Genomic DNA, 22,324 nt, shown 5'->3' with positions numbered 1-22,324 from the left:
TTCTGCCGCGGCGGGTCGCCGTGTGACATCGGCGAAAAGCAGGTTGATGGCACGGCAGATTCCCGGGCACGAGCAGCCCGTCGGCACAACCCGCACCCTTGATCCGGGCTCCGCGGGCGGACCGGTCAAGCGCACCGTCCTGCCCGGCGGGCTGCGGGTGATCACCGAGCAGGTCCCGGGCGTGCGATCGGCGACGGTCGGCCTGTGGGTCGGCGTCGGTTCCCGCGACGAACGGCCCGCGGTCGCGGGCGCGGCGCACTACCTCGAACATCTGCTGTTCAAAGGCACCGGCCGCCGTGACGCGACGACGATCGCCGAGGAGGTCGACGCCGTCGGCGGGGAGCTCAACGCGTTCACGGCGAAGGAACACACCTGCTACTACGCGCAGGTCATCGACGAGGACCTGCCCGTGGCGATCGACCTGGTGACCGACGTCGTGTTCGCCGCCCGGTGCACCGACGCCGACGTCGAGACCGAGCGCAGCGTCGTCCTCGAAGAGATCGCCATGCGCGACGACGATCCGGAGGACCTGCTCCACGAGACGTTCGTGGAGCAGGTCATGGGCGGACACGCGCTCGGCAGGCCGGTGCTCGGCAACCAGCAGTCCATCCGGCACATGTCGGGCCGGGCGCTGCGCGGGTTCTACCGCACGCGGTACGTGCCGCACCGGATGGTGCTCGCGGTCGCGGGCAACGTCACGCACGGTGCGGTGCTGCGGTTGGTGCGGAAGGCCCTTGGCGGCAGGCTCGACGGTGACACCGCGCCGATGGCGCCGCGTGCGGGCCGTGCGCGGCCCCGCCGGACCCGGAGTCTGCAGCTGTGCAGCGACGACACCGAGCAGGCGCACCTCATGCTCGGCATGCCGGCGCCGGGCAGGCACGACGAGCGCCGGTACGCGCTTGGGGTGCTCAACGCCGCGCTGGGCGGTGGCATGAGCTCGCGGCTGTTCCAGGAGGTGCGCGAGCGCCGCGGGCTGGCGTACCAGGTCTACTCGTCGGTGGCTGCCTACGCCGACAGCGGTCATCTGTCGGTCTACGCGGGGTGCCAGCCCGACCGGCTCGGCGAGGTCACCGACGTCGTGGCCGGCGTGCTCGCGGACGTGGCCGCCGACGGGCTCGGCGACGCCGAGCTGGCGCGCGCGAAAGGCCAGTTGCGCGGCGCGCTGGTGCTGGGCATGGAGGAGACGGCGGCGCGGATGACCCGGCTGGGCAAGAACGAACTGAACCACGGCCGGTATCTGAGCGTCGACGACAACGTCGCGCGGATCGACGCCGTCACCGGAGCGGACGTCGCCGAGCTGGCGCGGACGCTCCTGCGCAGGCCGGGAGGTGTGACGAGCGGCGTGGTCGTCGGGCCGTACGCTCACGACGAGGACCTTCCCGACGAGTTGCACGAGGTGATCGCATGACCAGCAGTCCGATTCGCGTCGGCGTTCTCGGCCACACGGGCCGGATGGGCGCGGAGACCGTGCGGGCGGTCGAGGGCGCGCCGGACATGGACCTGGTTGCGACCGTCGGCTCCTCCGACGACCCGGCGGCGCTCGTCGAGGCGAAGGCCGACGTGGTCGTCGACTTCACCCGGCCCGACACGGTGATGGGCAACCTCGAGTTCGTGCTCTCGCACGGCATGCACGCCGTGGTCGGCACGACCGGATTCACCGACGAACGCCTGGCCCAGCTGCGTTCGTGGCTGGCCGACCGGCCCGAGCTGGGCGTGCTCATCGCGCCGAACTTCGCGCTCGGGGCCGTGCTCGCGATGCGGTTCGCGCAGCAGGCCGCGCGGTTCTACGACTCGGCCGAGGTCATCGAGCTGCACCACAACCGCAAGGCCGACGCGCCGTCGGGCACGGCGGCGCACACCGCACGGACGATCTCCCAGGCACGCGCCGAGGCCGGGATCGAACCGGGCGGCGACGCGACGGTGTCCGAAGTGGACGGGGCGCGGGGTGCCGACCTGGGTGACGTCCGCGTGCATTCGGTGCGGCTGCCCGGCCTGGTGGCCCACGAGGAGATCATGTTCGGCGCGGCGGGGGAGACGCTGACCATCCGGCACGATTCCATGGACCGGACGTCGTTCATGCCCGGCGTGCTGCTGGGCATCCGCGAGATGCCGAAGCGCCCCGGCCTGACCGTCGGGCTGGAGAAGGTGCTCGACCTGTGAAGGCCCGCAACGTCGCCATCGTGCTCACAGCCGCGGTGGCGCTGTACCTCGTCCTGTTGGCGGGCCGCGCCGTCGCGTTGCTCAGGACAGGCAAGCCGGTGGCCGTGCTCCTCGGGGTGGGCGTGCTCGTGCTGCCCCTGCTGGGCGCCTGGATGCTGTGGACGACGTGGCGCTCCGGGAACCGGATCCAGCGGCTGGCGCGCCGGCTCGAGGCCGAAGGCGGGCTGCCCGACGTGTCGGACCTGCCGCGCCGGCCGTCGGGGCGGGTCGACCGGGAGGCCGCCGATGCATGGTTCGACGAGCGCCGCGCCGAGCTCGAACAGGAGCCCGACGACTGGCGCCGCTGGTACCGACTGGCCTACGCCTACGACATCGCGGGCGACCGCAAGCGTGCCCGCGCCACGATGCACAAGGCTGTCGAGCTCGAAGCCCGCGAAGCCGGCGCCGCAGACGGCGCGAGCTGAGGCAGGCGGGCGCGAGCTGAGGCAGGCGGGCGCGAGCTGAGGCAGGCGGGCGCGTCGGACTTCGCCGGCGTCCCCCTGGCCCGCGACATGCTCTACAGCGGGATGCCGAACCACCCGGCCGCGACGGCCGGGGAGGCGGCGAGCAGGCTGAAACGGACGAACCGGCCCGCCAGTCCCGCCCCCACGAACAAGGACGGGTGCATGTTGACGAAACCGGCCAGTACGACGGTGGCCATGTACGGCGGCAGTCCGAGCACGGAGCTGATGCCGTAGGTGCTGGCCATCCAGTGCGGGTGCCGATGACACCGCTCGCGCAGCGCCTCCAACCAGCCGCGGAGGCGTTTCGTCCGCCGGCGCCAGCGTTCCCGGCGGGGTGTCGGCGGCCGCTCCTGGCGGTGCCGGTGCAGCCGGTCGTGCAGGAAACGCGGCAGGTGGATGGACCCGCGGGCGGCGAGGTAGTACGGCAGCTTGCCGATGATTTGGCCGACCGCGACGACCGCACCCACGAGCAACCACGGGATGGTCTCGCTCTCACTGGTCATCAGCGTGATGAGGAAGAGTTCGATGCTGACGACCGGCAGCAGCGCCGACCCGACGGCGACACCGAAGGCGACGCACAACCAGGTCAGCACAGTGTCTCCGAAACGGTCGGGGCGGTGGACGGGAGCCGGCGGGCGGCGATGGCCGTGGGCCGGGCGACGGCGACGCCGGGGCGTCACCACCATCGTCGCCTCGGTGGTCGCAGCATCGCAGGCTTCGTGTGTCGGGCGGGTGAACGAGTCACCGGATCGGCGGCGCGGACGGTCCGACTATGACAGACATCGCGCTCGTCGTGTGACGGGTCGCACCGATCGGCCGCCGGTTTTCGTGTGTGGTGCGCTCCGTGGCCGCGGGGTTCGAGACACGGAGCCGCCGAGATCGGGCGTCAGTGGTCGAACCGGACGTCGAGGCCGCCGGTGAGGCGGAGTTCTCGCACCGTTTGCTGCCCCGTGTCGAGCGTGCGCACGGTGCCGTCCGGATTCCAGCCTATGCCGCGGAAGAACGACAGGGCCGCCGAATCGGATTGCGAGACCCATGTCACGCCGCGGGTGAGGCCCATCGACCGCAGGTCGGTGGCGGCGCTGCCGAACAGCCGGCCGCCGTGCCCGCGCCTGCCCCAGCGCGGTTCGACGAGCACCGTGGCGATCAGTGCGACCTCGGCGGCGTCGGCCGGAGGGGAACCGTCGGCGGCCGCCGTGTCGTCGGCGGGCGCCGGTCCGGCGGCGCAGAACCCCACGGTCGTCGCGCCTTCGCGGGCCACGTAGACCGTCGACGCCGGGTGGTCGACGGCGCGGGTCCATTCATCGGCGAGCGCGGCCTCGTCGAGCGCGTCGACCGTCTCCTGGCCCAGGGTCTCCGCGTACGCGACACGCCACGTGCGTACCTGGATGGCGGCGATGTCGGCGGCGTCGTCGGGTCCGGCGACGCGAACCGTGGCGTCCGTCATACGGGCACCCTACTGGCCGGTCGTGGCGGAAACGTCGGGGGCGGCTGGCAGCATGCGACGGGTGAGGACCATGAGCCTGCCCGTCGCGCGCCGCACCGCTCTCGCAGCACAGGGGTTCACCGATCCGCGCCCCTCGTCCGCGCCGACGCGCCGCCACCTGCGCCGCGTGCTGTCGCGGACGAAGTTGCTGCAGCTCGACTCGGTCAACGTCGCGATGCGCGCGCACTACGCGCCACTGCTGGCCCGGCTCGGGCCGTACGACCCCGCGCTCGTCGACGACGCCGCGTGGCGTGACACGGTGCGGCGGCCGAGGCTGCTCGTCGAGGCGTGGGCGCACGAGGCGAGCCTCATCCCCGTGGCGGACTGGCCGCTGTTGATGTCCGGCGCGAAACGACCCGGCTGGTGGCGTGGCTACGCGCGGCTCGCCGAAGAGTCACCCGGGCTGGTCGACGACGTGCTGGCGGTGGTCAAGGAGCTCGGACCGGTGGGTGCGGGCACCGTCGAGAAGGAACTGACCGGCGGCGAGCGCCGCACTCCTGGTGCGTGGTGGGAGCGCTCGGACGTGAAGAAGATCTGCGAGTGGCTGTTCGGGACGGGGGAGCTGACCACGGGCACGCGCCGCGGTTTCGAGCGGTGTTATGACCTGACCGAACGGGTACTGCCCGCCGACGTCCGGCAGCGGCGGGTCGATCCCGAGGAGGCGGCGCGCGAACTCGTCGCCTCCTCGGCCGAGGCGCTCGGGGTGGCGACCGAGTCGGACCTGCGCGACTACTACCGCCTCGGCCCGCCGGAGACGCGCGCGGCCGTGGCCGACCTGGTGGAGGCGGGCACGCTCGAGCCGGTGCGGGTCGAGGAGTGGCGGCAGCAGGCGTACCGCCACACCGCGGCCACGGCCCCGCGGCGGGTGACCGGCAGTGCGCTGCTGTGCCCCTTCGACCCGCTCATCTGGGAGCGCGACCGCACCGAGCGGTTGTTCGGGTTCCGCTACCGCATCGAGATCTACGTACCGGCCCGGCGGCGGGAGTACGGCTACTACGTCTTCCCGTTCCTCTGCGACGGCGAGCTGGTCGGCCGGGTCGATCTGAAGGCCGACCGCCGCACGTCGGTGCTGCGTGTCCCCGGCGCGTTCGCCGAACCGGACGTCGACCGAGTCCGCGTCGCTGCCGAACTCGCCCACCGGTTGCGGGAGACGGCCGACTGGCTCGAACTCGACGGCGTCGACGTCGGCGATCGCGGCGATCTCGCGGACGCCCTGCGCCGTGAGATCGCCGCGCACGGCTGACCCGGCACGCGCGCCGCGGCACTCGGCCGGCCGCGTTCAGCCGGTGGAGCCGACGAGCGCTCTGCCGACGACGACGTCGCCTGCGCCCGTGCGCGCCCGCACCGCGAGGGGGACGTCCCGGTCCGGCGCCATGTCGGCCACGTCGAGCTCACTGCCGACTCGTCCGGAACCGGACGAGAGGTCGATCTCCGCGGCCACGCCGGAACGGACGCCGATGCGGATCGTGCCGGAGCCGGTGGTCACCTCGAGAGAGCCGGCCGCCGCGTCGGCGACCGTCACGTCGCCGCTGCTCGTGCGGATCAGCACGTCGCCGCCGATCTCGCCGAGCCGCACGGCGCCCGCGGCCGTCGTGACGCTGCCTGTCGCGGGAAGGGCGGCGATCGACACGTCGCCGCGGCTCGCGCGCAGCTGCACACCACCGCGCAGGGCTCCCGTGGTGACGTCGCCGCCACCTGCGCGGATCGTCGCCGGGCCGTCGGCGTCACCCACCCGCACCTCGCCGGAACCGGTGGTCACCTCCAACCGCTGGGCCGTGCCGGTCACCGTCACCGCGCCTGCCGCCGCGCGAACCCGCACCGCGGATCCTTCGGGTGCTCGCACCGTCACCGCGAGTGGCACGCCGTGCAGTGGCAGTGCCTGCGGACCGCGGACGACCAGCGTCCGGACCTCGTGTTCGATGCGGCACTGCGCGATCGCCTCCTCGGGAGAGCCGGCCAGGTCACCGGTGCCGAACCGGTCACCGACCCAGCTGAGGATGCCCGCGACGCTCTCGGTCCACGGCAGGTGTGCACCGGGGTCGTGGCGGATCTCCACCGAGCACGTGTCGCCGCCGAGATGCACGGCCACGCGCCCGAACGGGATGTCGACGTCGACGTCCACGGGGCCGGGCGCGTCGAACGCCTCGGTGCGGGCCGGTTCGGACTGCTGCTCGCTCATGGTCACCCTTCCACCCAGCCGTGCAGGTGCGACCGGGTCGTGCCCTCGGACCGGGCACCCGGGCCGCAGTCACCCCGCTCGCCTGCGCGGCCGCGGCCGGACGTCTCGGACGCGTCACGCTGACCGCCCTTGTGCCCGTGGCCCTGCAGTCCGCCGCGGACGGCCTGCTGCACGGCCTGGGCGACGAACGCGTTCAGCGACTGACCCTGGGCGGCCGCCGCCTGTTCGGCCTGGGCCTTGATCTGCTCGACGATGCGCAACGTGATGCGGCTGATGTCACCGCCCGCGCCGGCCATGTCGCCGAAGCCGCCCGCGCCCGGCCCGCCCGCGCCGGTTCCCCGGTCGTCGGTCCCGTCGCGGCCCTGTCCTGAACCGCGGATGGTGTCGCCGGTGATGTCGTCGCTCCCGTGTGTGGCGTCGTCCGCGCCGGATGCCGATGCCGACGCCGATGCCGTGGCGTCCGACCGTGGCTCCGGTCCGGTCACGACGACGCGCACGTCCCGTCCGTCGAGGCGGACGTCCACCACCTGGTCATGCAGGTGGGCGGTCACCTCCGCGGCCATGTCGGCGAGCGCGTTCATGAGGGTCAGGCGCGCGGCCGGCTCGAGTGCCGCCGACAGCACCGCGGCGGTGCGTTTCATGTCCTGATCGCCGGCCGAGGCGCTCGTGGCGAGGTCCTCGCGGAGACGGTCGAGGTAGGGCGTGAGATCCATGACATCACTGTGACACCACAAGTGATGTCACGCAATTCAGGTATGGCGTCATGCGGTTCTGGGGGTGTCGCCCATGGTCGTGCCCGGTGGCGGCGGGCGGTGGCGTGGCCCGGTGGTGTCGGGCTGGCCTCGGGCGCCACCGGGGCCGGGCAGTACGCTGCCTGCGGAGTCGTCGGCAGAGGGAGTCGGACGTGGCCGAAACGGTCTCACCGCAGGTACGCGTGATCGCGAAGACGGAGTTCTTCCCGCCCGAGGACGTGGCGTGGAGCACCGACGCCGACGGCGGGCAGGCTCTCGCCGAGTTCGCGGGCCGCGCCTGCTACCAGTCGTGGCAGAAGCCCAACCCGAAGACCGCGACGAACGCCGGCTATCTCGACCACATCATCGAGGTCGGCCACCTGTCGGTCCTCGAACACGGCTCGGTGACCTTCTACATCACGGGCATCTCCCGCTCACTGACCCACGAACTGATCCGGCACCGCCACTTCTCCTACTCGCAGCTCTCGCAGCGGTACGTGCCCGAGAAGGACGCGGCGGTCGTCGAGCCGGACGTCATCGCCGACGATCCGGAGCTCCACGAGAAGTTCCTCGTCGCGGCGCAGGCCGGTGTGGACGCGTACCGAGAGCTGTTGGACGGCCTCGAGGCGAAATTCGCCGACGCGCCGAACGCCACGCTGCGCCGGAAGCAGGCCCGCCAGGCCGCGCGCGCGGTGCTGCCGAACGCCACCGAGACGCGGATCGTCGTCACCGGCAACTACCGCGCATGGCGGCACTTCGTCGGTGTCCGCGCCACCGAGCACGCGGACGTCGAGATCCGCAAGCTGGCCGTGGCCTGTCTGCGGGAGCTGCAGAAGGCCGCACCGAACGTGTTCGACGATTTCACGATCTCCGAGCTGCCGGACGGCACCGAGGTCGCGACCAGTCCCCGCGTTGCGGAAGGGTGAGGGGATCCATGCGCCGGCTCGCCATCGACGTCCAGCCCGGGGAGTACACGGTCGCCCGGTACGACGCGGCCGCACCCGTGCCTGCGGGGCTGCTCGATCCACCGGGCGGGGAATTGGTCTCCGTGGTCCGCACGGCCGAGGAGCTGTCGGTGGTCGGGCCGTCCGAGCGGGTGATCGCCGCCGACCGTGAGGAGCCGGGGTGGCGGTTGCTGACCGTGCGCGGCCCGCTCGCGTTCAGCCTCACCGGCATCGTCGCCGCGCTGTCGAGCGAGCTCGCGGCCGCCGGGGTGGCACTGTTCGCGGTCTCGACCTTCGACACCGACCACTTCCTGGTCGCGGGCGGCGATCTGGACCGGGCGATCGACGCGTTGCGATCCGGAGGGCACGAGGTGCACCGCGCCGACGTCTGACCGGGTGATGCGCCGCTAGGATGCGGCGCGCACCGCGAGGACGAAGTGAGGGCGTGTGACCGAGAACCCCGAGCAGCACACCGATTCGAGTACCCGGGCGCACGCGCCGTTGCGCACGGTGGCCGGGCGGTACGCCCTGCTGGAGGAATTGGGCCGCGGCGGCATGGGCGTCGTCTGGCGCGGCGAGGACACCGTGATCGGCAGGCACGTCGCGGTGAAGGAACTGCGGTTGCCGGACGGCGCCGAGGACGCGGGTGTGTTCTCCGAGCGCATCCTGCGCGAGGTTCGCACCGGCGGACGGCTCAACGATCCGGCCGTGGTGACGGTGTTCGACGTCGTCGCCGACGGCGACGCGACGTTCATCGTCATGGAACTGGTCGAGGCACCGACCCTGTCCGAGCTGGTCGACCGGCGTGGCCCGCTGCCCGCACACGAGGTGGCGCGGATCGGTGAGCAGGTCCTGTCGGCGCTCGAGGCCGCGCACCGGGCCGGGATCGTCCATCGCGACGTCAAGCCCGGCAACATCATGGTCGCACCGAACGGGCGGGTGAAGCTGACCGATTTCGGCATCGCGCAGGCCGTCGACGATCCGCGGATCACCACGAGCGGCATGCTCGTCGGCTCACCGGCGTTCATGGCTCCCGAGCGCGTCGCGGGACAGGAGGCGCTCGCCGCCTCCGACCTGTGGTCGCTCGGTGCGGCGCTGTACTTCGCGGCGGAGGGCGCGCTGCCGTTCCAACGGTCGACCACCGCGGCGACGTTGCACGCGATCATGCACGAGATGCCGCCGCTGGCGCGGGCCCACGGTCCGCTGGCTTCGGCGATCATGGGCATGCTGACCACGGCGCCCGAGGCGCGGATCCCGGCGGGTCACGCGCGGGGGCTGCTGACCGCCGCGGCGCAGCCCGGGCCGCACACCCCGCCCGGTGGTGACGCCCAGGCCACGGCCATGCACCACGGCGGTCCGCCGACACTCGCCGCGACGCCGGGCCCGGGTCCCGCGCCCGCGAACCGGACGCGGCGCAAGCTGCTGACCGCGGGCGGCGCCGTGGCGGCGGTGGCGCTGCTGGTCGGCGGATTCTTCGCGGGCAAGCCGTTGTGGGGCCCCGCGGTCGACGACGCGATGGACGAGACCCTGACCTACGGCCGCGGTGGCGACATCGCCACCTACGACATCGACGGCAGGTCGAACTACTGCGTCAACACGCCGCTCGCGAGCGGCCGGGCGCTCGCGTCGAGCAATTGGGTCGACTGCGAGGACGAGGCCCACGACGCGCAGCTGTTCGAGATCGCCCTCGCGGTGCCGGAGTCGAGCGATTCCGACGTCGCGGCGGCGACGTACCCGGGCGAGGACCGGCTGCGTGCCTTCGCCGAGGCCAAGTGCACGGCGACGTTCCACACCAACCGGGTCCGGGACGACGAGCGGCCGGGCCTGCGGTTCCTGGCACTGGTGCCGACCGAGGACGAGTGGAACCAGGAGCCCGCCGACGACTTCGACTCGCCGGTCCGCGGCGTGCTGTGTTTCCTGGTTCCCGCCGACAGCGGCAGGCTCGAGGGGACGGCCACGCGGGGCATCGCCTGACACCGGTTCGGCGCCGGGTGCCGACCGAGGTTCCGTCAGAGCGGGTTCCGTAGTCAGAGCGGGTTCCGTAGTGAGAGCGCAAGAACTTCCGGTGGTGAGGCGGCGTCGGCGGTGATCCTCCGGCGCGCGGCGGGACCGGTGTGGAGTCCCGCCCGCGGGGCATGGTCGACGCGCCAACCCGGCCCCGCGGCAGGTACCGTCAGCGGCATGTCGACCGCTTTGCCTACCGCGCCCACCGCCGCGCCGGGCCGTCCCTTCGGCCGCGTGCTGACCGCCATGATCACCCCGTTCGACGACCAGGGCGAACTGGACGTGACGCGGGCGCAGGAGATCGCCGAACACCTGGTGGACCTGGGCAACGACGGCCTCGTCGTCAACGGCACCACCGGCGAGAGCCCCACGACGACCGACGACGAGAAGGCCCGCCTGGTGCGCGCCGTCGTCGAGGCGGTGGGGGACCGGGCCGCCGTCGTCGCAGGCGCGGGCACCTACGACACGCGGCACAGCGTCGAGCTGGCTCAGCAGGCCGAGAAGGCGGGCGCCCACGGTCTGCTCGTCGTGACGCCGTACTACTCGCGGCCCACGCAGGCGGGCGTGCAGGCGCACTTCACCGCCGTCGCCGACGCGACCGAACTGCCGGTGATGCTCTACGACATCCCACCGCGGTCGATCGTGCCCATCGAGGTCGACACGCTGCGCCGGCTGGCCGAGCACCCGCGCATCGTCGCCGTCAAGGACGCCAAGGGCGACCTGCTGGCGGGTAGCGAGGTCATCGCCAACACACACCTGGCTTACTACTCCGGTGACGATGCGCTGAACCTGCCGTGGCTGTCGGTCGGCGCGGCCGGTGTGGTCAGCGTGATCGGTCACGTCGTCGCGGGCCGGATCCGCGCGATGATCGAGGCCTACGAGGACGGCGACACGTCCACTGCACGCACCAACCACCGCGGCATGCTCGCGGTGTATCGTGCGTTCTCCCGCGTCGGCGGTGTCGTGTTCTCGAAGACCGCTCTGCGCCTGCGTGGCTTCGACGTCGGTGGCCCTCGGCTGCCGATCGTCCCTGCCACCGACGATCAGGTGGAGGCGATCGCCGCGGACCTGACCCAGGCCGGCGTGCCGCTCGACGCCTACCGAGCGGAGGACTGGGCCGGTTCTCGTGCGCGCCGCGCGGACGAGGCCGCCGCCTACGTCACGCCCACAACCCACACCAGCGTTGGGACACTGCATCAGTGAGTGAACTCGCGGTCGGGCCCGGACCGACCTCCGCACCACCCGCACTGCCGGACGGCGCGCTGCGCACGGTCGCCCTGGGCGGCATCAGCGAAGTCGGCCGGAACATGACCGTCTTCGAGTACGGCGGCAGGCTGCTGATCGTCGACTGCGGGGTGCTGTTTCCCGAGGATCCGCACCCGGGCGTCGACCTGATCCTGCCGGACTTCCGTGCCATCGAGGGCAGGCTCGACGAGGTCGACGGCCTCGTGCTCACACACGGACACGAGGACCACATCGGGGCGGTGCCGTTCCTGCTGCGGCTGCGGCCGGACCTGCCGGTGTACGGCTCGACCTTCACCCTGGCGCTGCTCGCGGCGAAGTGCCGCGAGCACAAACAGAAGCCGGTGCTGGTCGAGGTGTCCGAGGGTGAGCGCCGCAACGTGGGTGCGTTCGACCTCGAGTTCTTCGCCGTCAACCACTCGATCCCGGACGCGCTGGCCGTGGCGATCCGCACGCCTGCCGGGGTCGTCCTGCACACCGGCGACATCAAGCTCGACCAGCTGCCGCTCGACGGCAGGCTCACGGACCTGGCCGGATTCTCCCGCCTCGGCGACGAGGGCGTGGACCTGCTGTGCGTGGACTCCACCAACGCCGAGGTGCCCGGCTTCGTGACGCCGGAACGCGAGATCGGCCCCGTGCTCGACGACGTGATCGCGAAGGTGCGCCAGCGGGTCATCGTGGCGTGCTTCGCCAGCCACGTGCACCGCGTGCAGCAGGTGCTGGACGCGGCCGTCCGGCACGGCAGGCGCGTGGCGCTCGTGGGCCGGTCGATGGTGCGGAACATGAACATCGCGGCCGAACTCGGACTGCTGAACGTGCCCGAGGGCCTGCTGATCGACCTCGACGAGGCGGTCAACCTGCCGGAGTCGCACGTGCTGTTCGTCTCGACCGGGTCGCAGGGCGAACCGCTGTCGGCGCTGTCGCGCATGGCACGTGGTGAGCACCGCCAGATCTCCATCCGCGCCGGCGACACGGTGGTGCTGGCGAGCTCGCTGATCCCCGGCAACGAGAACGCGGTGTTCGGGGTCATCAACGGGCTCGTCCGGCTGGGCGCCGACGTGGTGCACCAGAGCAACGCCAAGGTGCACGTGTCCGGGCACGCCTCGGCGGGGGAACTGTTGTTCCTCTACAACGCGATCCGCCCGAGCAACGTCATGCCGGTGCACGGTGAGTGGCGACATCTGCGGGCCTGCGGCGAACTGGCGGTTCAGACCGGAGTGGCGGCGGACAACGTGGTCCTGGCCGAGAACGGCGTGGTCGTCGACCTGGTCGACGGCAAGGCGCAGGCCACGGGCCGGGTCGAGATCGGCGAGGTCTACGTCGACGGGCTCTCGGTCGGCGACGTCGGCGAGTCGACGCTGTCGGACCGCTTGATCCTCGGCGAGGGCGGTTTCATCGCGATCACCGTCGCCGTGGACTCCGCGACCGGACGGGCCATGAGCGAACCCACGGTGTCGGGCCGCGGCTTCTCCGACGACCCGAAGGCGCTCGACGAGGCGGCGTCGCTGGTCGAGATGGAACTCTCGCGGACCGAGGCCGAGGGAATCACCGAGACCCACCGCATCGCGCAGGCGATCCGCCGCGCGGTGGGCCGTTGGGTCGCCGAGACCTACCGGCGGCGACCGATGATCATCCCGACGGTCATCTCGGTGTAGGCGCGGGCGCCCGGAATCGGGACGCCCGCGGCCCGCAGGGTCGCCGGTACTGGCGGCGCTGCCGGGGCGCGGGCGCCGCCGACGAGCACTGCCGAACGGGACGGGCGGGAACGCGGAGTACGCGCACGGGTGCAGGACACGCGTGGTGGAGCGTGGCGGAGTCAGTCGGCCACCGGGAGGGGTTCGCCGACGGGCTGCTTCTTCGGTGACGTCAGCTGGACCAGCGCGGCGCCGCCCAGCAGGATCGCCGCGCCGAGCACCTGTGTCCAGGTGAGCGCCTCGCCGAGCAGCAGCCAGGCGAGTCCCGTGGCGATCAGTGGCTCCATGAGCGCGAGCACGCTCGCCGCGGCCGCGGGAAGATGGCGCAGGGATGCGGTGCCCGAGCTGTAGGCCAGCACCGTCGACAGCAGGGCCACCGCGATCAGCAGCACCCATACCGGCGGCTGCCACGGTCCGAGTTCGGCCGGCGCCGTCACCACGTCGCCGGGCCACGTCCACGGCGGTGCGACGACGCACATGGCGACGCCGCCGACCGTCATTCCCCACGTGACCATGCCGAGCGGGTGCTGCTCGGCGACGCCGCGTTCCCCGAGCAGGAAGTACGCCGCCGAGCACACGGCCGCGCCGGCGCCGGCGAGCAGGCCGATCGCGTCGAGCGTGATTCCGCCGCCGATCCGCGCCACCATGGCCAGCCCGGTGAGGGCGCAGGCGATGCCCAGCCACATCGGCCACGGCAGTCGCACGCGCCGGACGAACCGGACCCACAGCGCCACGAGCACCGGCGAGGTGAACTCCAGCAGGATCGCCACGCCGACGGGGATGCGGGACGCGGCCACGAAGTACAGCAGCTGCACGCCCGCGACGCCGAGCAGGCCGTAGGCGACCAGCAGCCGCCATTGCGCGCGCCGCACCCGCAGCAGCGAAGGGCGCAGCAGCGCGACGCACGTGAGCATGACCAGCGCGGCGATCCCGATCCGCGCGGCCGCGACCTGCTCCGGGCCGAGCCCCGCGGTCATCGCGGGTTTGCCGATCACGCCGGAACTGCCGAAGCAGAGCGACGCCACCACCAGCAACAGCACGCCACGGCCGGCGTGCGGGCGAAGCGGGGTGGGTGGAACGGGGGCGGCGTCGCCGCCGGCCTGCTGTGCGGGCCGCGTCGTGGTCATGCGGGCGTGTTCCTCGCAGGGTCGAACGGAGGGGGACGCCGATGACGGTAGCGGGAACCGGGGTGGGGCCGATTGAAAATCGTCCCGGTGAGACGCAAAATTGTTGCGTGAGCGATCTGCGGCTGGACGACCTCGACCACGACCTGCTCGCCCTGCTGCAGCGCGACGCCTCCCGCACGCTGCGGGACCTGGGCGACGAGGTGGGGTTGTCCCCGAGCGCGGTGCTGCGCCGCGTGCAGCGCTACCGCTGTGCGGGTCTGCTGAGCCACAACGTCGCGGTGCTCGATCCCCGGCACGTGCCCGAGGTGATCCTCGCCGTCTGTCTCGTGACCATCGAGGACGACACCCCCGAGGAGGGACGTCGTTACCGGGAGCGGCTGCTGGAGGTGCCGGAGGTGCAGCAGGCCTACGAGGTCTCCGGCGACTACGACTACGTCGTGGTGCTCGCCTGCGTGGGGATGCGCCGGGAGAACGAGGTCGCCAAACGGCTGTTCCAGCAGGACCCCAACGTCAAGCGCTACACGACGCTGTTCGTCCTCGACCCGGTGCGCACCGGGTCGGCGCTCCCGACGCGTGGACCGGACGGGGTCGGCGGGGTCACGGGTGCCACGGACTGACCGTGTCCGTCGGCCTTGTCGGATCCCGGAACCTCGGGACGTCGGGTTCGTCGCGGCGCAGCGGGACGAGCCCTTCGGTGATGGTCCGCATGATCTTGGCGTGTGCCTTCACCGCATGGCCGGGTGTGCCCGCGTCGAACTCGGCGAGGTCGACCGGTTCGCCGAAGTGGACCCGGAAGGTCGGCCTGCGCAGCGGCGAGGTGAAACCGGAACGTGCCAGGGGAACGAGGTCGCCGAGCCCGCTGACGGTCGGGGTGCCCCAGTAGACGGCCTCGTGGGCTCCCCACTGGCTGACCGGCACGACCGGCACGCCGGATCCGAGCGCGAGCCGGGCGAGGCCCGTCTTGCCGCGTTCGGGCCACAGACCACGGTCGTGGCTGATCCGGCCCTCGGGGTAGACGATGATCGGCACCCGCGTCGACCTGAGTTCGTCGACGGCGTCGGCGAACTGCTGCACGGCCGAGGCCGAACCGCGGTCGACCCGCAGGTGGCCGCTGGCCTTCAGGGCGGAGCCGAGCACCGGGGCGTCCAGCAGGCCGCCCGCGAGCATGAACCGCGGAGCCAGTCCGATCGACCGGCACGCGGCCATCAGCACGAACGGGTCGAAGTTGCCGATGTGGTTCGCCGCGATGAGCAGCGGCCTTCCGCGCAGTCGCCGCGGGACGGATCCGGTGACCCGCAACCTGCCCGCGACGCGGACGAGATTGTGGTCCGCGGCGAGCATCGCGCGCCAGATCGCCGGGGTCCCGCCACCTCGTGACGGAGCGTGATCGTCGGTGGAACTGCCGGTGGTACCGCTCAGCATGCCCAGAAGGATGTCACGCGCACGGACGAGCGCAGCCTCCCGGGCGGCGAAGCGGGGGTCGCGGTGTGACCTCGTCGTTCGTGACGCGCGGGCCGCGTGTGGCGGCTGGGACGCAGGTGGTGATCCGGTTACCGTGGGGACATGGCGAGTGGGTCGGTGACGAAAGGCCGGGGCGGCGCGGCGCGGGGATCGGGCGGTTCCGGCGCCAAGTCCGGCGGGTCTCGTGGCTCGGGCGGTGCCCGGGGATCGGGTGCGCGCACCTCCGCCGCCACGAAGGGCGGCGCGGCGAAGGGCGGCGCGGCGAAGGGCAGCGCGGCGAAGGGCAGCGGCGGGGCCAAGGGGGCCTCGTCGGCGCGCACGCGGACGGCGTCGTCCTCGCGTACACCGGCCAGGAAGCCCGCCACGGGCGGCAAGGGCGGCGGTGCGAAGCCGGGGGCCACGCGCGGCTCGGGATCGGCCGTACGCGGCGGCTGGAACCTCGCGGCGAAAGCCGTCGGCGGGCTGGCCCGTACGGTCGGCCGCACCCGTGAGCTCGAGCCCGAGCATCGCAGGGACGGTCTTGCGCTCGGCCTGATCGCGCTGGCGCTCGTCACGGCCGTCGGCGTGCTGTGGGAGAGCGCCGGACCGATCGGGGAGATCGTCACGATCGGCATGCGCACGGTGTTCGGTGCAGGCTCGGTGGCGATCCCGCTCGTGCTGCTCGTACTTGCCGTCGCGTTGATGCGCTCGGAGCCGAATTCGGACACGCGTCCGCGCCGGGTCATCGGGCTGTTGCTGATGGGCCTGGCTGTGCTCGGCCTGCTGCACCTGATCAACGCGCGGCCGCAGGGGCACGAGGGCCTGATGTACGCGGGCGGAGGGCTCGGCTGGTTCTCGGGTGACCTGCTCGCCCGCGGGGTCACCGTGTGGGTGGCCGCGCCGCTGCTGGTGCTGGCGCTCGGGTTCGGGGTGCTCGTATTCACCGGAACGCCGGTGCGCGACATTCCGCGGCGGCTCAGCGAATGGGGCACCGAGCCCGCCGACGACGCCGGTGACGTCGAGGCCGACGACGATTCGCCGCGCGGGGCCCGCGGTGCCGGTCGCGTGGCCGAGGGTGATCCGTCCGCGGTGCGGTTGCGGAAGCCGTCGCGGCGGCGGCAATCCGCGTCGGGATCCTCGACGCTGGACGAGATGCTCGATGGCGAGGACGCCGCGGCGAGTGCGACGGAGCAGGCCGCGGCTCGGCCGAAGACCGCCGACAAGGCCGCCGGAGGAGCCGCCGAGAAGGCCGTCGCGAAGCCCGCCGCGAAGGCCGCGGAGAAGGCGGAGGCGAAGTCCGAGACAGCGCAGGCCGAGCCCGCGTTGGCGATCACGCGCACCGTCGACGGCGACTACACCCTGCCGCCGCCAGACCTGCTCACGCTCGGCGACCCGCCGAAGGCCCGCAGCAAGGTCAACGACGCCATGATCGAGTCGATCACCGGCGTGCTGGAACAGTTCAACATCGATGCCCAGGTCACCGGGTTCGTCCGTGGTCCGACGGTGACGCGCTACGAGGTCGAACTCGGCCCCGGCGTGAAGGTCGAGAAGATCACCGCACTGACGAAGAACATCGCTTACGCCGTGGCCACGGACAACGTCCGGCTGCTGGCGCCGATCCCCGGCAAGTCGGCCGTCGGCATCGAGGTGCCCAACTCCGACCGCGAGATGGTGCGGCTCGGCGACGTCCTGCGGTCGGCGAAGGCCGCCAAGGACTCGCATCCGATGGTGATCGGCCTCGGTAAGGACATCGAGGGCGACTTCGTGACGGCGAACCTCACGAAGATGCCGCACCTGCTGGTGGCCGGTTCGACCGGTTCCGGTAAGTCGAGCTTCGTCAACTCGATGCTCGTCTCGCTGCTGTCCCGGTCGACGCCCGACGAGTGCCGCATGATCCTCATCGACCCGAAGATGGTCGAGCTGACGCCGTACGAGGGCATCCCGCACCTGATCACCCCCATCATCACCCAGCCGAAGAAGGCCGCCGCGGCGCTGGCGTGGCTGGTGGAGGAGATGGAGCAGCGGTACCAGGACATGCAGGCCAACCGGGTGCGCCACATCGACGACTTCAACGAGAAGGTGCGCTCCGGCGAGATCACGGCCCCGCCCGGCAGCGAGCGCGAGTACCGGCCCTACCCGTACATCCTCGCCATCGTCGACGAGCTCGCCGACCTGATGATGACCGCGCCGCGCGACGTCGAGGACGCGATCGTCCGCATCACCCAGAAGGCGCGTGCGGCCGGCATCCACCTGGTGCTGGCGACGCAGCGGCCGTCGGTCGACGTCGTCACCGGCCTGATCAAGACGAACGTGCCCTCGCGGCTGGCCTTCGCCACGTCGTCGCTGACCGACTCACGGGTCATCCTCGACCAGCCGGGTGCCGAGAAGCTGATCGGCATGGGTGACGGGCTGTACCTGCCGATGGGCGCGGGCAAGACCATCCGAATCCAGGGTTCGTTCATCGGCGACGACGAGATCCAGTCGGTCGTCGACTTCACCAAACAGCAGGCCGAGCCCGATTACACCGAGGGCGTCACCCAGGCGAAGGCCGACGAGAAGAAGCAGATCGACGAGGACATCGGCGACGATCTCGACGTGCTGCTGCAGGCCACCGAGCTCGTGGTGACCTCGCAGTTCGGCTCGACGTCGATGCTGCAGCGCAAGCTCCGCGTCGGCTTCGCCAAGGCGGGACGGCTGATGGACCTGCTCGAGAGCAGGGGAGTCGTCGGCCCCTCCGAGGGGTCGAAGGCCCGCGACGTGCTGGTCAAACCGGACGACCTGCCTGCGACGCTGGCGTTCATCCGCGGCGACGATCCGCCACCGTCCGGTGACGACCAGCCCGAGGAGCAGTGACGCCCCACGGCTCGCACCCCCGAGCGCGCTGAGACCCCCAGGCAGGCGTCAGCCGGCGTACCGGCGGGGTCAGAGCTCGAGGAGCATGCGTGTGTTGCCGAGGGTGTTGGGCTTGACGAACGGCAGGTCGAGGAACTCGGCGACGCCCGTGTCGGGGGAGCGGCGCATCTCGTCGTAGACCTCCTGCGGGACGGGCGCGCCGTCGATGGCGCGGAAGCCGTGCCTGCTGAAGAAGTCGGTCTCGAACGTCAGCACGAACAGCCGGGGCAGCCCGAGCCTGCGTGCGAGGTCGATCAGCGCCGACACCAGGGCGTGCCCGATGCCGTGGCCGCGGGCCGCGCGGTCGACCGCCACGGTGCGGATCTCGGCGAGGTCCTCCCACAACACGTGCAGTGCCCCGCAGCCGACGAGCTCGCCGTCGAGTTCGGCGACCCAGAATTCCTGCACGGCCTCGTAGAGCGTGACCAGGTCCTTCTCGAGGAGCACCCTGCCTGCGTTGGCGTCGACGAGTCGTTTGATGGTGCGGACGTCGGCGATGCGGGCGCGGCGAATGATCGGTGACTCCACCGCTCAAACGCTAGCGGCCGGGTTGCGCGGACACACCGATGGCCTGGTCGTTACTCTTGTCGGGATGTCTTCCGCAGATTCCTCGCCCGGCCGCAGGGTGTCCCTGCTGACCCTGGGCTGTTCCCGTAACGAGGTCGACTCCGAGGAACTCGCGGGGCGACTCGCCGCGGGGGGCTGGGAGCTGGAGAGCGACCCCGCAGGCAGCGACGTCGTGGTGGTCAACACGTGCGGGTTCGTCGAGTCGGCGAAGAAGGACTCGGTGGACACGCTGCTGGCCGCGTCCGACACGGGTGCGAAGGTCGTCGCCGTCGGCTGCATGGCCGAGCGCTACGGCGAGCAGCTCGCCGAGAACCTGCCCGAGGCCGACGCCGTGCTGGGCTTCGATCACTATGCGCAGCTCGCCGAACGACTCGACGACGTCGCCGCGGGCAGGCGGATCAGCTCGCACACGCCCGCGGACCGCAGGAAGCTGCTGCCGATCAGCCCCGTCGAACGACAGGACGCCGCCGAGGACGTCGCGGTGCCCGGACACGCGGGGTGGGGGCCGCGCGTGCTGCGCACGCGACTCGACGACGCGCCGGTCGCGTCGCTGAAGATCGCCTCCGGCTGCGACCGCCGCTGCTCGTTCTGCGCCATCCCGTCGTTCCGCGGGTCGTTCGTCTCCCGGCACCCGGACGAGATCGTGGCCGAGGCGGAGTGGCTGGCCACGCAGGGGGCGCGGGAGCTGTTCCTGGTCAGCGAGAACTCGACGTCCTACGGCAAGGACCTCGGCCGGGAGCTGGGCGGCACGCGGGCGCTGGAGGCGCTGCTGCCGCGGCTGGCGGAGGTCGACGGCGTCGAACGGGTGCGTGTGTCGTACCTGCAGCCCGCCGAGACGCGTCCCGACCTGGTGAAGGCGATCGCCACGACCCCGGGCGTGGCCGACTACTTCGACCTGTCGTTCCAGCACTCCAGCGAATCGGTGCTCCGGCGGATGCGGCGGTTCGGGTCGACCGATTCGTTCCTCGCCCTCGTCGACCAGATCCGGGAGTACGCGCCCGAGGCGGGTATCCGCACCAACGTGATCGTCGGGTTCCCCGGGGAGACCGAGGACGACGTGGCGGAGCTGGAGCGGTTCCTGACGGGCGCGCGGCTCGACGCCGTCGGCGTGTTCGGGTACTCCGACGAGGACGGCACCGAGGCCGAGGGGTACGAGGGCAAGCTCGACGAGGACGTGATCGCCGAGCGGGTCGCGCGCATCTCCACGCTGGTCGAGGAGCTGACGGCGCAGCGGGCGGAGGAGCGCGTCGGGACCGTCGTCGACGTGCTCGTCGAGCAGGCGGGCTCCCACTCCGAGGACTCCGACGCCGAGGATTCCGAGGACGCCGAGGTCAGGGGCCGTGCGGCGCACCAGGCGCCGGAGGTCGACGGCGAATGCGTCGTGCTCGACGCGGGAGAGGTCGAGCGGGGTGCGGTGATTCGCTGCGAGGTGGTCGACAGCGAGGGCGTCGACCTGATCGTGCGCCCGGCGGGGCCCGTCACGGGTGAGGACCCTGCCGGTGAGGACGCCGCGCGGTGACCGGCGCACCCGGAGGCGACGGCGCCGCGGGGGGTGCAGGCGGTTCCGCGGACGGGGCCGGCCGGCCGAGCGTGGTGTCGGTGCCGACGCTGAACATCGCGAATCTGCTGACGATCTCGCGGCTGGTGCTGGTGCCGCTGTTCGTGATCGCCCTGTTCGTGAGCGGTACCGGCGAGGTGGACGGCGGCGGTGAGGCCGGCCTGTGGCGGTACGTCGCGGCGGCGCTGTTCGCCATCGCGGCGCTGACCGACAACGTCGACGGCTGGGTGGCCCGCAAGTACGACCTGATCACCGACTTCGGCAAGATCGCCGATCCGATCGCCGACAAGGCCCTCATCGGGGCCGCACTGGTCGGGCTGAGCGTGCTCGGCGAACTGCCGTGGTGGGTGACGATCGTGATCGCCGTGCGCGAACTGGGGATCACGCTGCTGCGGTTCTGGGTGATCCGCCACGGTGTGATCCCGGCGAGCCGGGGCGGCAAGGCCAAGACGCTCGCCCAGGTCGTCGCGATCGGGCTGTTCCTGTTGCCGCTGCCCGCCGCGCTGGACATAGTGAGCTGGACCGTGATGGTGGTGGCGCTGGTGCTCACGGTGGCGACCGGGCTCGACTACGTCGTCCGCGCGCTGCGGCTGCGGGCGACCTCGGCGGGCACGACGGCGTCGTGATCGGCAGAATGCTGGCGTGAGCGAGCAGGGCACGTTGCCACGGCGGGTCGTCGAACTGCTGACCGCCGCCGGGCAGACGGTGGCTGCGGCGGAATCGCTGACCGCGGGGCTGGTGTGCGCGACCCTGGCCGAGGTGCCGGGGTCGAGCGTGGTGCTGCGGGGCGGCCTGGTCGTGTACGCCACGGAGTTGAAGCACGAACTGGCGGGCGTCTCCCCGGCACTGCTGGAGGCCGAGGGTGCGGTGCACCCGGAGGTGGCGGCGCAGCTGGCGGCCGGGGCCCGCGAGCGGTGCCGGTCCGACTGGGGACTCGGCCTGACCGGCGTCGCCGGCCCTGCGCCGCAGGACGGGGTGGCGCCGGGGACGGTGCACGTCGCCGCGTGCGGTCCGGACGGCCGCCACGCCCGGACACTGAAGATTTCCGGGGACCGGGACGCGGTGCGCACCGGGGCGGTCCGGGGCGCGCTCGTGCTGCTCGCGGAACAACTCGGGTGACCTGGGCGTTGTACCGGGATACAGCCCGCCCGGACCTTCCGGGTGGGTACCGCCGGTGATCGCGGTCGGGCCCCGTGGTGGACCCGGTTCGTTCGCCGATGGCGGACGAACCGCGCTCATCACTGTGCGGTGTCGGTCCCGGTCGGTACCGTGGGCGGTGGTTGAAGGGAGGCGCGTGATGACCGTGCTGCTACGTGAGGCGATCGGTGACCGGCTCCGCCATGCCCGGACCACGAGGCAGCGGACGCTGCGCGACATCTCGCGCGTCGCGAGGGTGAGCCTGGGATACCTGTCCGAAGTCGAACGCGGACAGAAGGAGGCTTCCAGCGAACTGCTGGCCTCGATCTGCGAGGCCCTGGATCTTCCCCTGTCGGACCTGCTGGTCAGCGTCGCCGGTGACGTCTCCGCGCTGGACAGCGTGGACGCCGTCGGGGCCGTGGACGGGCCGGTCGAGCCCGCCGTCGACGGGGCCGACACGACCGCGGAGCGCGCGGTCGAGGTCGGCGAGGCACACGCGAGCGCCGCGACCGATCGCGAGGGCTTCGAAGGCGGGTCGCTCGTGGCGGGCCCGGTCGGCGACGAACTGACCGACCTGCAGCTGTCGCCGGTGCTGCGCACGACGATTCATCAGCCGGAGGCGAAGGCCGCGCTCGTGGCCTGAGTACGGCCACGAGCCGA

The 22,324-nt window shown here is 72.1% G+C and carries 22 protein-coding genes; 15 read left to right on the top strand and 7 right to left on the bottom strand.

Going from position 1 to position 22,324, the window contains the following annotated elements; all coding sequences use genetic code 11:
• Positions 1–46 precede the first annotated feature (46 nt).
• The 3 genes from FHS23_RS11695 to FHS23_RS11685 are packed head-to-tail and all read left to right on the top strand — an operon-like array spanning position 47 to position 2,624.
• Positions 47–1,408, top strand: coding sequence for a M16 family metallopeptidase (locus FHS23_RS11695; RefSeq protein WP_183653059.1), 1,362 nt, complete (start codon positions 47–49; stop codon positions 1,406–1,408).
• Positions 1,405–2,160 carry a 4-hydroxy-tetrahydrodipicolinate reductase gene (gene dapB / locus FHS23_RS11690; protein WP_183653056.1) on the top strand — a complete coding sequence of 252 codons (756 nt, stop codon included), beginning with the start codon at positions 1,405–1,407 and terminating at the stop codon, positions 2,158–2,160. The genes FHS23_RS11695 and dapB overlap by 4 nt, the downstream gene beginning before the upstream one ends.
• Positions 2,157–2,624, top strand: a complete 468-nt coding sequence (locus FHS23_RS11685; protein WP_183653052.1) for a hypothetical protein — start codon at positions 2,157–2,159, stop codon at positions 2,622–2,624. Before dapB ends, FHS23_RS11685 begins: the two co-directional genes overlap by 4 nt.
• Before the next feature lie 92 nt (positions 2,625–2,716).
• On the opposite strand, the gene FHS23_RS11680 is transcribed toward FHS23_RS11685, so the two are convergent.
• Both FHS23_RS11680 and FHS23_RS11675 read right to left on the bottom strand, forming a co-directional pair.
• On the bottom strand, positions 2,717–3,256 hold the full coding sequence (locus FHS23_RS11680) for a hypothetical protein (protein WP_183653049.1): 540 nt from the start codon (positions 3,254–3,256) through the stop codon (positions 2,717–2,719).
• Between the two features lie 293 nt (positions 3,257–3,549).
• A complete protein-coding gene (locus FHS23_RS11675; protein WP_183653046.1) occupies positions 3,550–4,110 on the bottom strand; it encodes a GNAT family N-acetyltransferase in 561 nt (186 codons plus the stop codon).
• A gap of 70 nt (positions 4,111–4,180) precedes the next feature.
• Here FHS23_RS11675 and FHS23_RS11670 point away from each other — a divergent pair, with 70 nt between their 5' ends.
• Positions 4,181–5,392, top strand: coding sequence for a winged helix-turn-helix domain-containing protein (locus tag FHS23_RS11670; protein WP_246381943.1), 1,212 nt, complete (start codon positions 4,181–4,183; stop codon positions 5,390–5,392).
• Between the two features lie 36 nt (positions 5,393–5,428).
• Here FHS23_RS11670 and FHS23_RS11665 read toward each other — a convergent pair whose 3' ends face one another.
• On the bottom strand, positions 5,429–6,328 hold the full coding sequence (locus FHS23_RS11665) for a DUF4097 family beta strand repeat-containing protein (protein WP_183653040.1): 900 nt from the start codon (positions 6,326–6,328) through the stop codon (positions 5,429–5,431).
• A 2-nt stretch (positions 6,329–6,330) separates the two neighbouring features.
• Positions 6,331–7,041 carry a toxin-antitoxin system HicB family antitoxin gene (locus FHS23_RS11660; protein ID WP_183653037.1) on the bottom strand — a complete coding sequence of 237 codons (711 nt, stop codon included), beginning with the start codon at positions 7,039–7,041 and terminating at the stop codon, positions 6,331–6,333.
• A gap of 191 nt (positions 7,042–7,232) precedes the next feature.
• Here FHS23_RS11660 and thyX point away from each other — a divergent pair, with 191 nt between their 5' ends.
• The 5 genes from thyX (at position 7,233) to FHS23_RS11635 (ending at position 12,904) form a co-directional block, all read left to right on the top strand.
• Positions 7,233–7,985, top strand: a complete 753-nt coding sequence (gene thyX, locus FHS23_RS11655) for an FAD-dependent thymidylate synthase (protein WP_183653034.1) — start codon at positions 7,233–7,235, stop codon at positions 7,983–7,985.
• Between the two features lie 8 nt (positions 7,986–7,993).
• A complete protein-coding gene (locus FHS23_RS11650) occupies positions 7,994–8,395 on the top strand; it encodes an ACT domain-containing protein (RefSeq protein WP_183653030.1) in 402 nt (133 codons plus the stop codon).
• A 55-nt stretch (positions 8,396–8,450) separates the two neighbouring features.
• The gene (locus FHS23_RS11645) at positions 8,451–9,977 is read left to right on the top strand and encodes a protein kinase domain-containing protein (protein WP_183653027.1); all 1,527 of its coding nucleotides are present in this window, start codon (positions 8,451–8,453) and stop codon (positions 9,975–9,977) included.
• Positions 9,978–10,184: 207 nt separating this feature from the next.
• Positions 10,185–11,210, top strand: a complete 1,026-nt coding sequence (gene dapA, locus FHS23_RS11640; protein ID WP_183653024.1) for a 4-hydroxy-tetrahydrodipicolinate synthase — start codon at positions 10,185–10,187, stop codon at positions 11,208–11,210.
• Positions 11,207–12,904, top strand: a complete 1,698-nt coding sequence (locus tag FHS23_RS11635; protein WP_183653021.1) for an RNase J family beta-CASP ribonuclease — start codon at positions 11,207–11,209, stop codon at positions 12,902–12,904. Before dapA ends, FHS23_RS11635 begins: the two co-directional genes overlap by 4 nt.
• A gap of 161 nt (positions 12,905–13,065) precedes the next feature.
• Here the strand turns inward: FHS23_RS11635 and FHS23_RS11630 are convergent, their stop codons facing one another.
• Complete coding sequence (locus tag FHS23_RS11630) at positions 13,066–14,070, bottom strand: EamA family transporter (protein ID WP_183653018.1); 1,005 nt, start codon at positions 14,068–14,070, stop codon at positions 13,066–13,068.
• 107 nt (positions 14,071–14,177) lie between these two features.
• On the opposite strand from FHS23_RS11630, the gene FHS23_RS11625 reads away from it, so the two are divergent.
• The gene (locus FHS23_RS11625) at positions 14,178–14,687 is read left to right on the top strand and encodes an Lrp/AsnC family transcriptional regulator (protein WP_343053840.1); all 510 of its coding nucleotides are present in this window, start codon (positions 14,178–14,180) and stop codon (positions 14,685–14,687) included.
• Here FHS23_RS11625 and FHS23_RS11620 read toward each other — a convergent pair.
• Positions 14,668–15,411: a lysophospholipid acyltransferase family protein gene (locus FHS23_RS11620; protein WP_183653878.1), complete on the bottom strand. Its 744-nt coding sequence runs from the start codon at positions 15,409–15,411 to the stop codon at positions 14,668–14,670. The two genes, FHS23_RS11625 and FHS23_RS11620, sit on opposite strands and share 20 nt — an antisense overlap.
• A gap of 222 nt (positions 15,412–15,633) precedes the next feature.
• Between FHS23_RS11620 and FHS23_RS11615 the strand changes: the two genes are divergently transcribed.
• Positions 15,634–18,363, top strand: coding sequence for an FtsK/SpoIIIE family DNA translocase (locus FHS23_RS11615; protein ID WP_183653015.1), 2,730 nt, complete (start codon positions 15,634–15,636; stop codon positions 18,361–18,363).
• Between the two features lie 69 nt (positions 18,364–18,432).
• On the opposite strand, the gene FHS23_RS11610 is transcribed toward FHS23_RS11615, so the two are convergent.
• Positions 18,433–18,930: an amino-acid N-acetyltransferase gene (locus tag FHS23_RS11610; RefSeq protein ID WP_183653000.1), complete on the bottom strand. Its 498-nt coding sequence runs from the start codon at positions 18,928–18,930 to the stop codon at positions 18,433–18,435.
• A gap of 64 nt (positions 18,931–18,994) precedes the next feature.
• On the opposite strand from FHS23_RS11610, the gene rimO reads away from it, so the two are divergent.
• The 4 genes from rimO to FHS23_RS11590 all read left to right on the top strand — a co-directional run bounded on the left by rimO (position 18,995) and on the right by FHS23_RS11590 (position 22,307).
• A complete protein-coding gene (gene rimO, locus FHS23_RS11605) occupies positions 18,995–20,488 on the top strand; it encodes a 30S ribosomal protein S12 methylthiotransferase RimO (protein WP_183652998.1) in 1,494 nt (497 codons plus the stop codon).
• Positions 20,485–21,153: a CDP-diacylglycerol--glycerol-3-phosphate 3-phosphatidyltransferase gene (gene pgsA, locus FHS23_RS11600; protein WP_183652995.1), complete on the top strand. Its 669-nt coding sequence runs from the start codon at positions 20,485–20,487 to the stop codon at positions 21,151–21,153. The genes rimO and pgsA overlap by 4 nt, the downstream gene beginning before the upstream one ends.
• A gap of 16 nt (positions 21,154–21,169) precedes the next feature.
• Entirely contained in the window at positions 21,170–21,646 is a 477-nt protein-coding gene (locus FHS23_RS11595) for a CinA family protein (RefSeq protein WP_343053839.1), read from the top strand.
• Positions 21,647–21,824: 178 nt separating this feature from the next.
• Positions 21,825–22,307: a helix-turn-helix domain-containing protein gene (locus FHS23_RS11590; RefSeq protein WP_183652991.1), complete on the top strand. Its 483-nt coding sequence runs from the start codon at positions 21,825–21,827 to the stop codon at positions 22,305–22,307.
• The last annotated feature ends 17 nt before the right edge of the window (positions 22,308–22,324 follow it).

This window comes from Prauserella isguenensis (assembly GCF_014191605.1).
Classification (GTDB): domain Bacteria; phylum Actinomycetota; class Actinomycetes; order Mycobacteriales; family Pseudonocardiaceae; genus Prauserella; species Prauserella isguenensis.
The sequence above is the reverse complement of the archived record's forward strand: the minus strand, read 5'-3'. Positions and strand labels throughout refer to the sequence as shown.

Excerpts from the sequence above, each read along its gene's own strand:
- FHS23_RS11590 (WP_183652991.1), top strand. The coding sequence starts at position 21,825 with ATGACCGTGCTGCTACGTGAGGCGATCGGTGACCGGCTCCGCCATGCC.
- FHS23_RS11665 (WP_183653040.1), bottom strand. The coding sequence starts at position 6,328 with ATGAGCGAGCAGCAGTCCGAACCGGCCCGCACCGAGGCGTTCGACGCG.
- FHS23_RS11650 (WP_183653030.1), top strand. The coding sequence starts at position 7,994 with ATGCGCCGGCTCGCCATCGACGTCCAGCCCGGGGAGTACACGGTCGCC.
- FHS23_RS11695 (WP_183653059.1), top strand. The coding sequence starts at position 47 with ATGGCACGGCAGATTCCCGGGCACGAGCAGCCCGTCGGCACAACCCGC.
- rimO (WP_183652998.1), top strand. The coding sequence starts at position 18,995 with ATGTCTTCCGCAGATTCCTCGCCCGGCCGCAGGGTGTCCCTGCTGACC.
- dapB (WP_183653056.1), top strand. The coding sequence starts at position 1,405 with ATGACCAGCAGTCCGATTCGCGTCGGCGTTCTCGGCCACACGGGCCGG.
- FHS23_RS11670 (WP_246381943.1), top strand. The coding sequence starts at position 4,181 with ATGAGCCTGCCCGTCGCGCGCCGCACCGCTCTCGCAGCACAGGGGTTC.
- FHS23_RS11615 (WP_183653015.1), top strand. The coding sequence starts at position 15,634 with ATGGCGAGTGGGTCGGTGACGAAAGGCCGGGGCGGCGCGGCGCGGGGA.
- FHS23_RS11620 (WP_183653878.1), bottom strand. The coding sequence starts at position 15,411 with ATGCTCGCCGCGGACCACAATCTCGTCCGCGTCGCGGGCAGGTTGCGG.
- FHS23_RS11630 (WP_183653018.1), bottom strand. The coding sequence starts at position 14,070 with ATGACCACGACGCGGCCCGCACAGCAGGCCGGCGGCGACGCCGCCCCC.
- FHS23_RS11660 (WP_183653037.1), bottom strand. The coding sequence starts at position 7,041 with ATGGATCTCACGCCCTACCTCGACCGTCTCCGCGAGGACCTCGCCACG.
- FHS23_RS11675 (WP_183653046.1), bottom strand. The coding sequence starts at position 4,110 with ATGACGGACGCCACGGTTCGCGTCGCCGGACCCGACGACGCCGCCGAC.
- dapA (WP_183653024.1), top strand. The coding sequence starts at position 10,185 with ATGTCGACCGCTTTGCCTACCGCGCCCACCGCCGCGCCGGGCCGTCCC.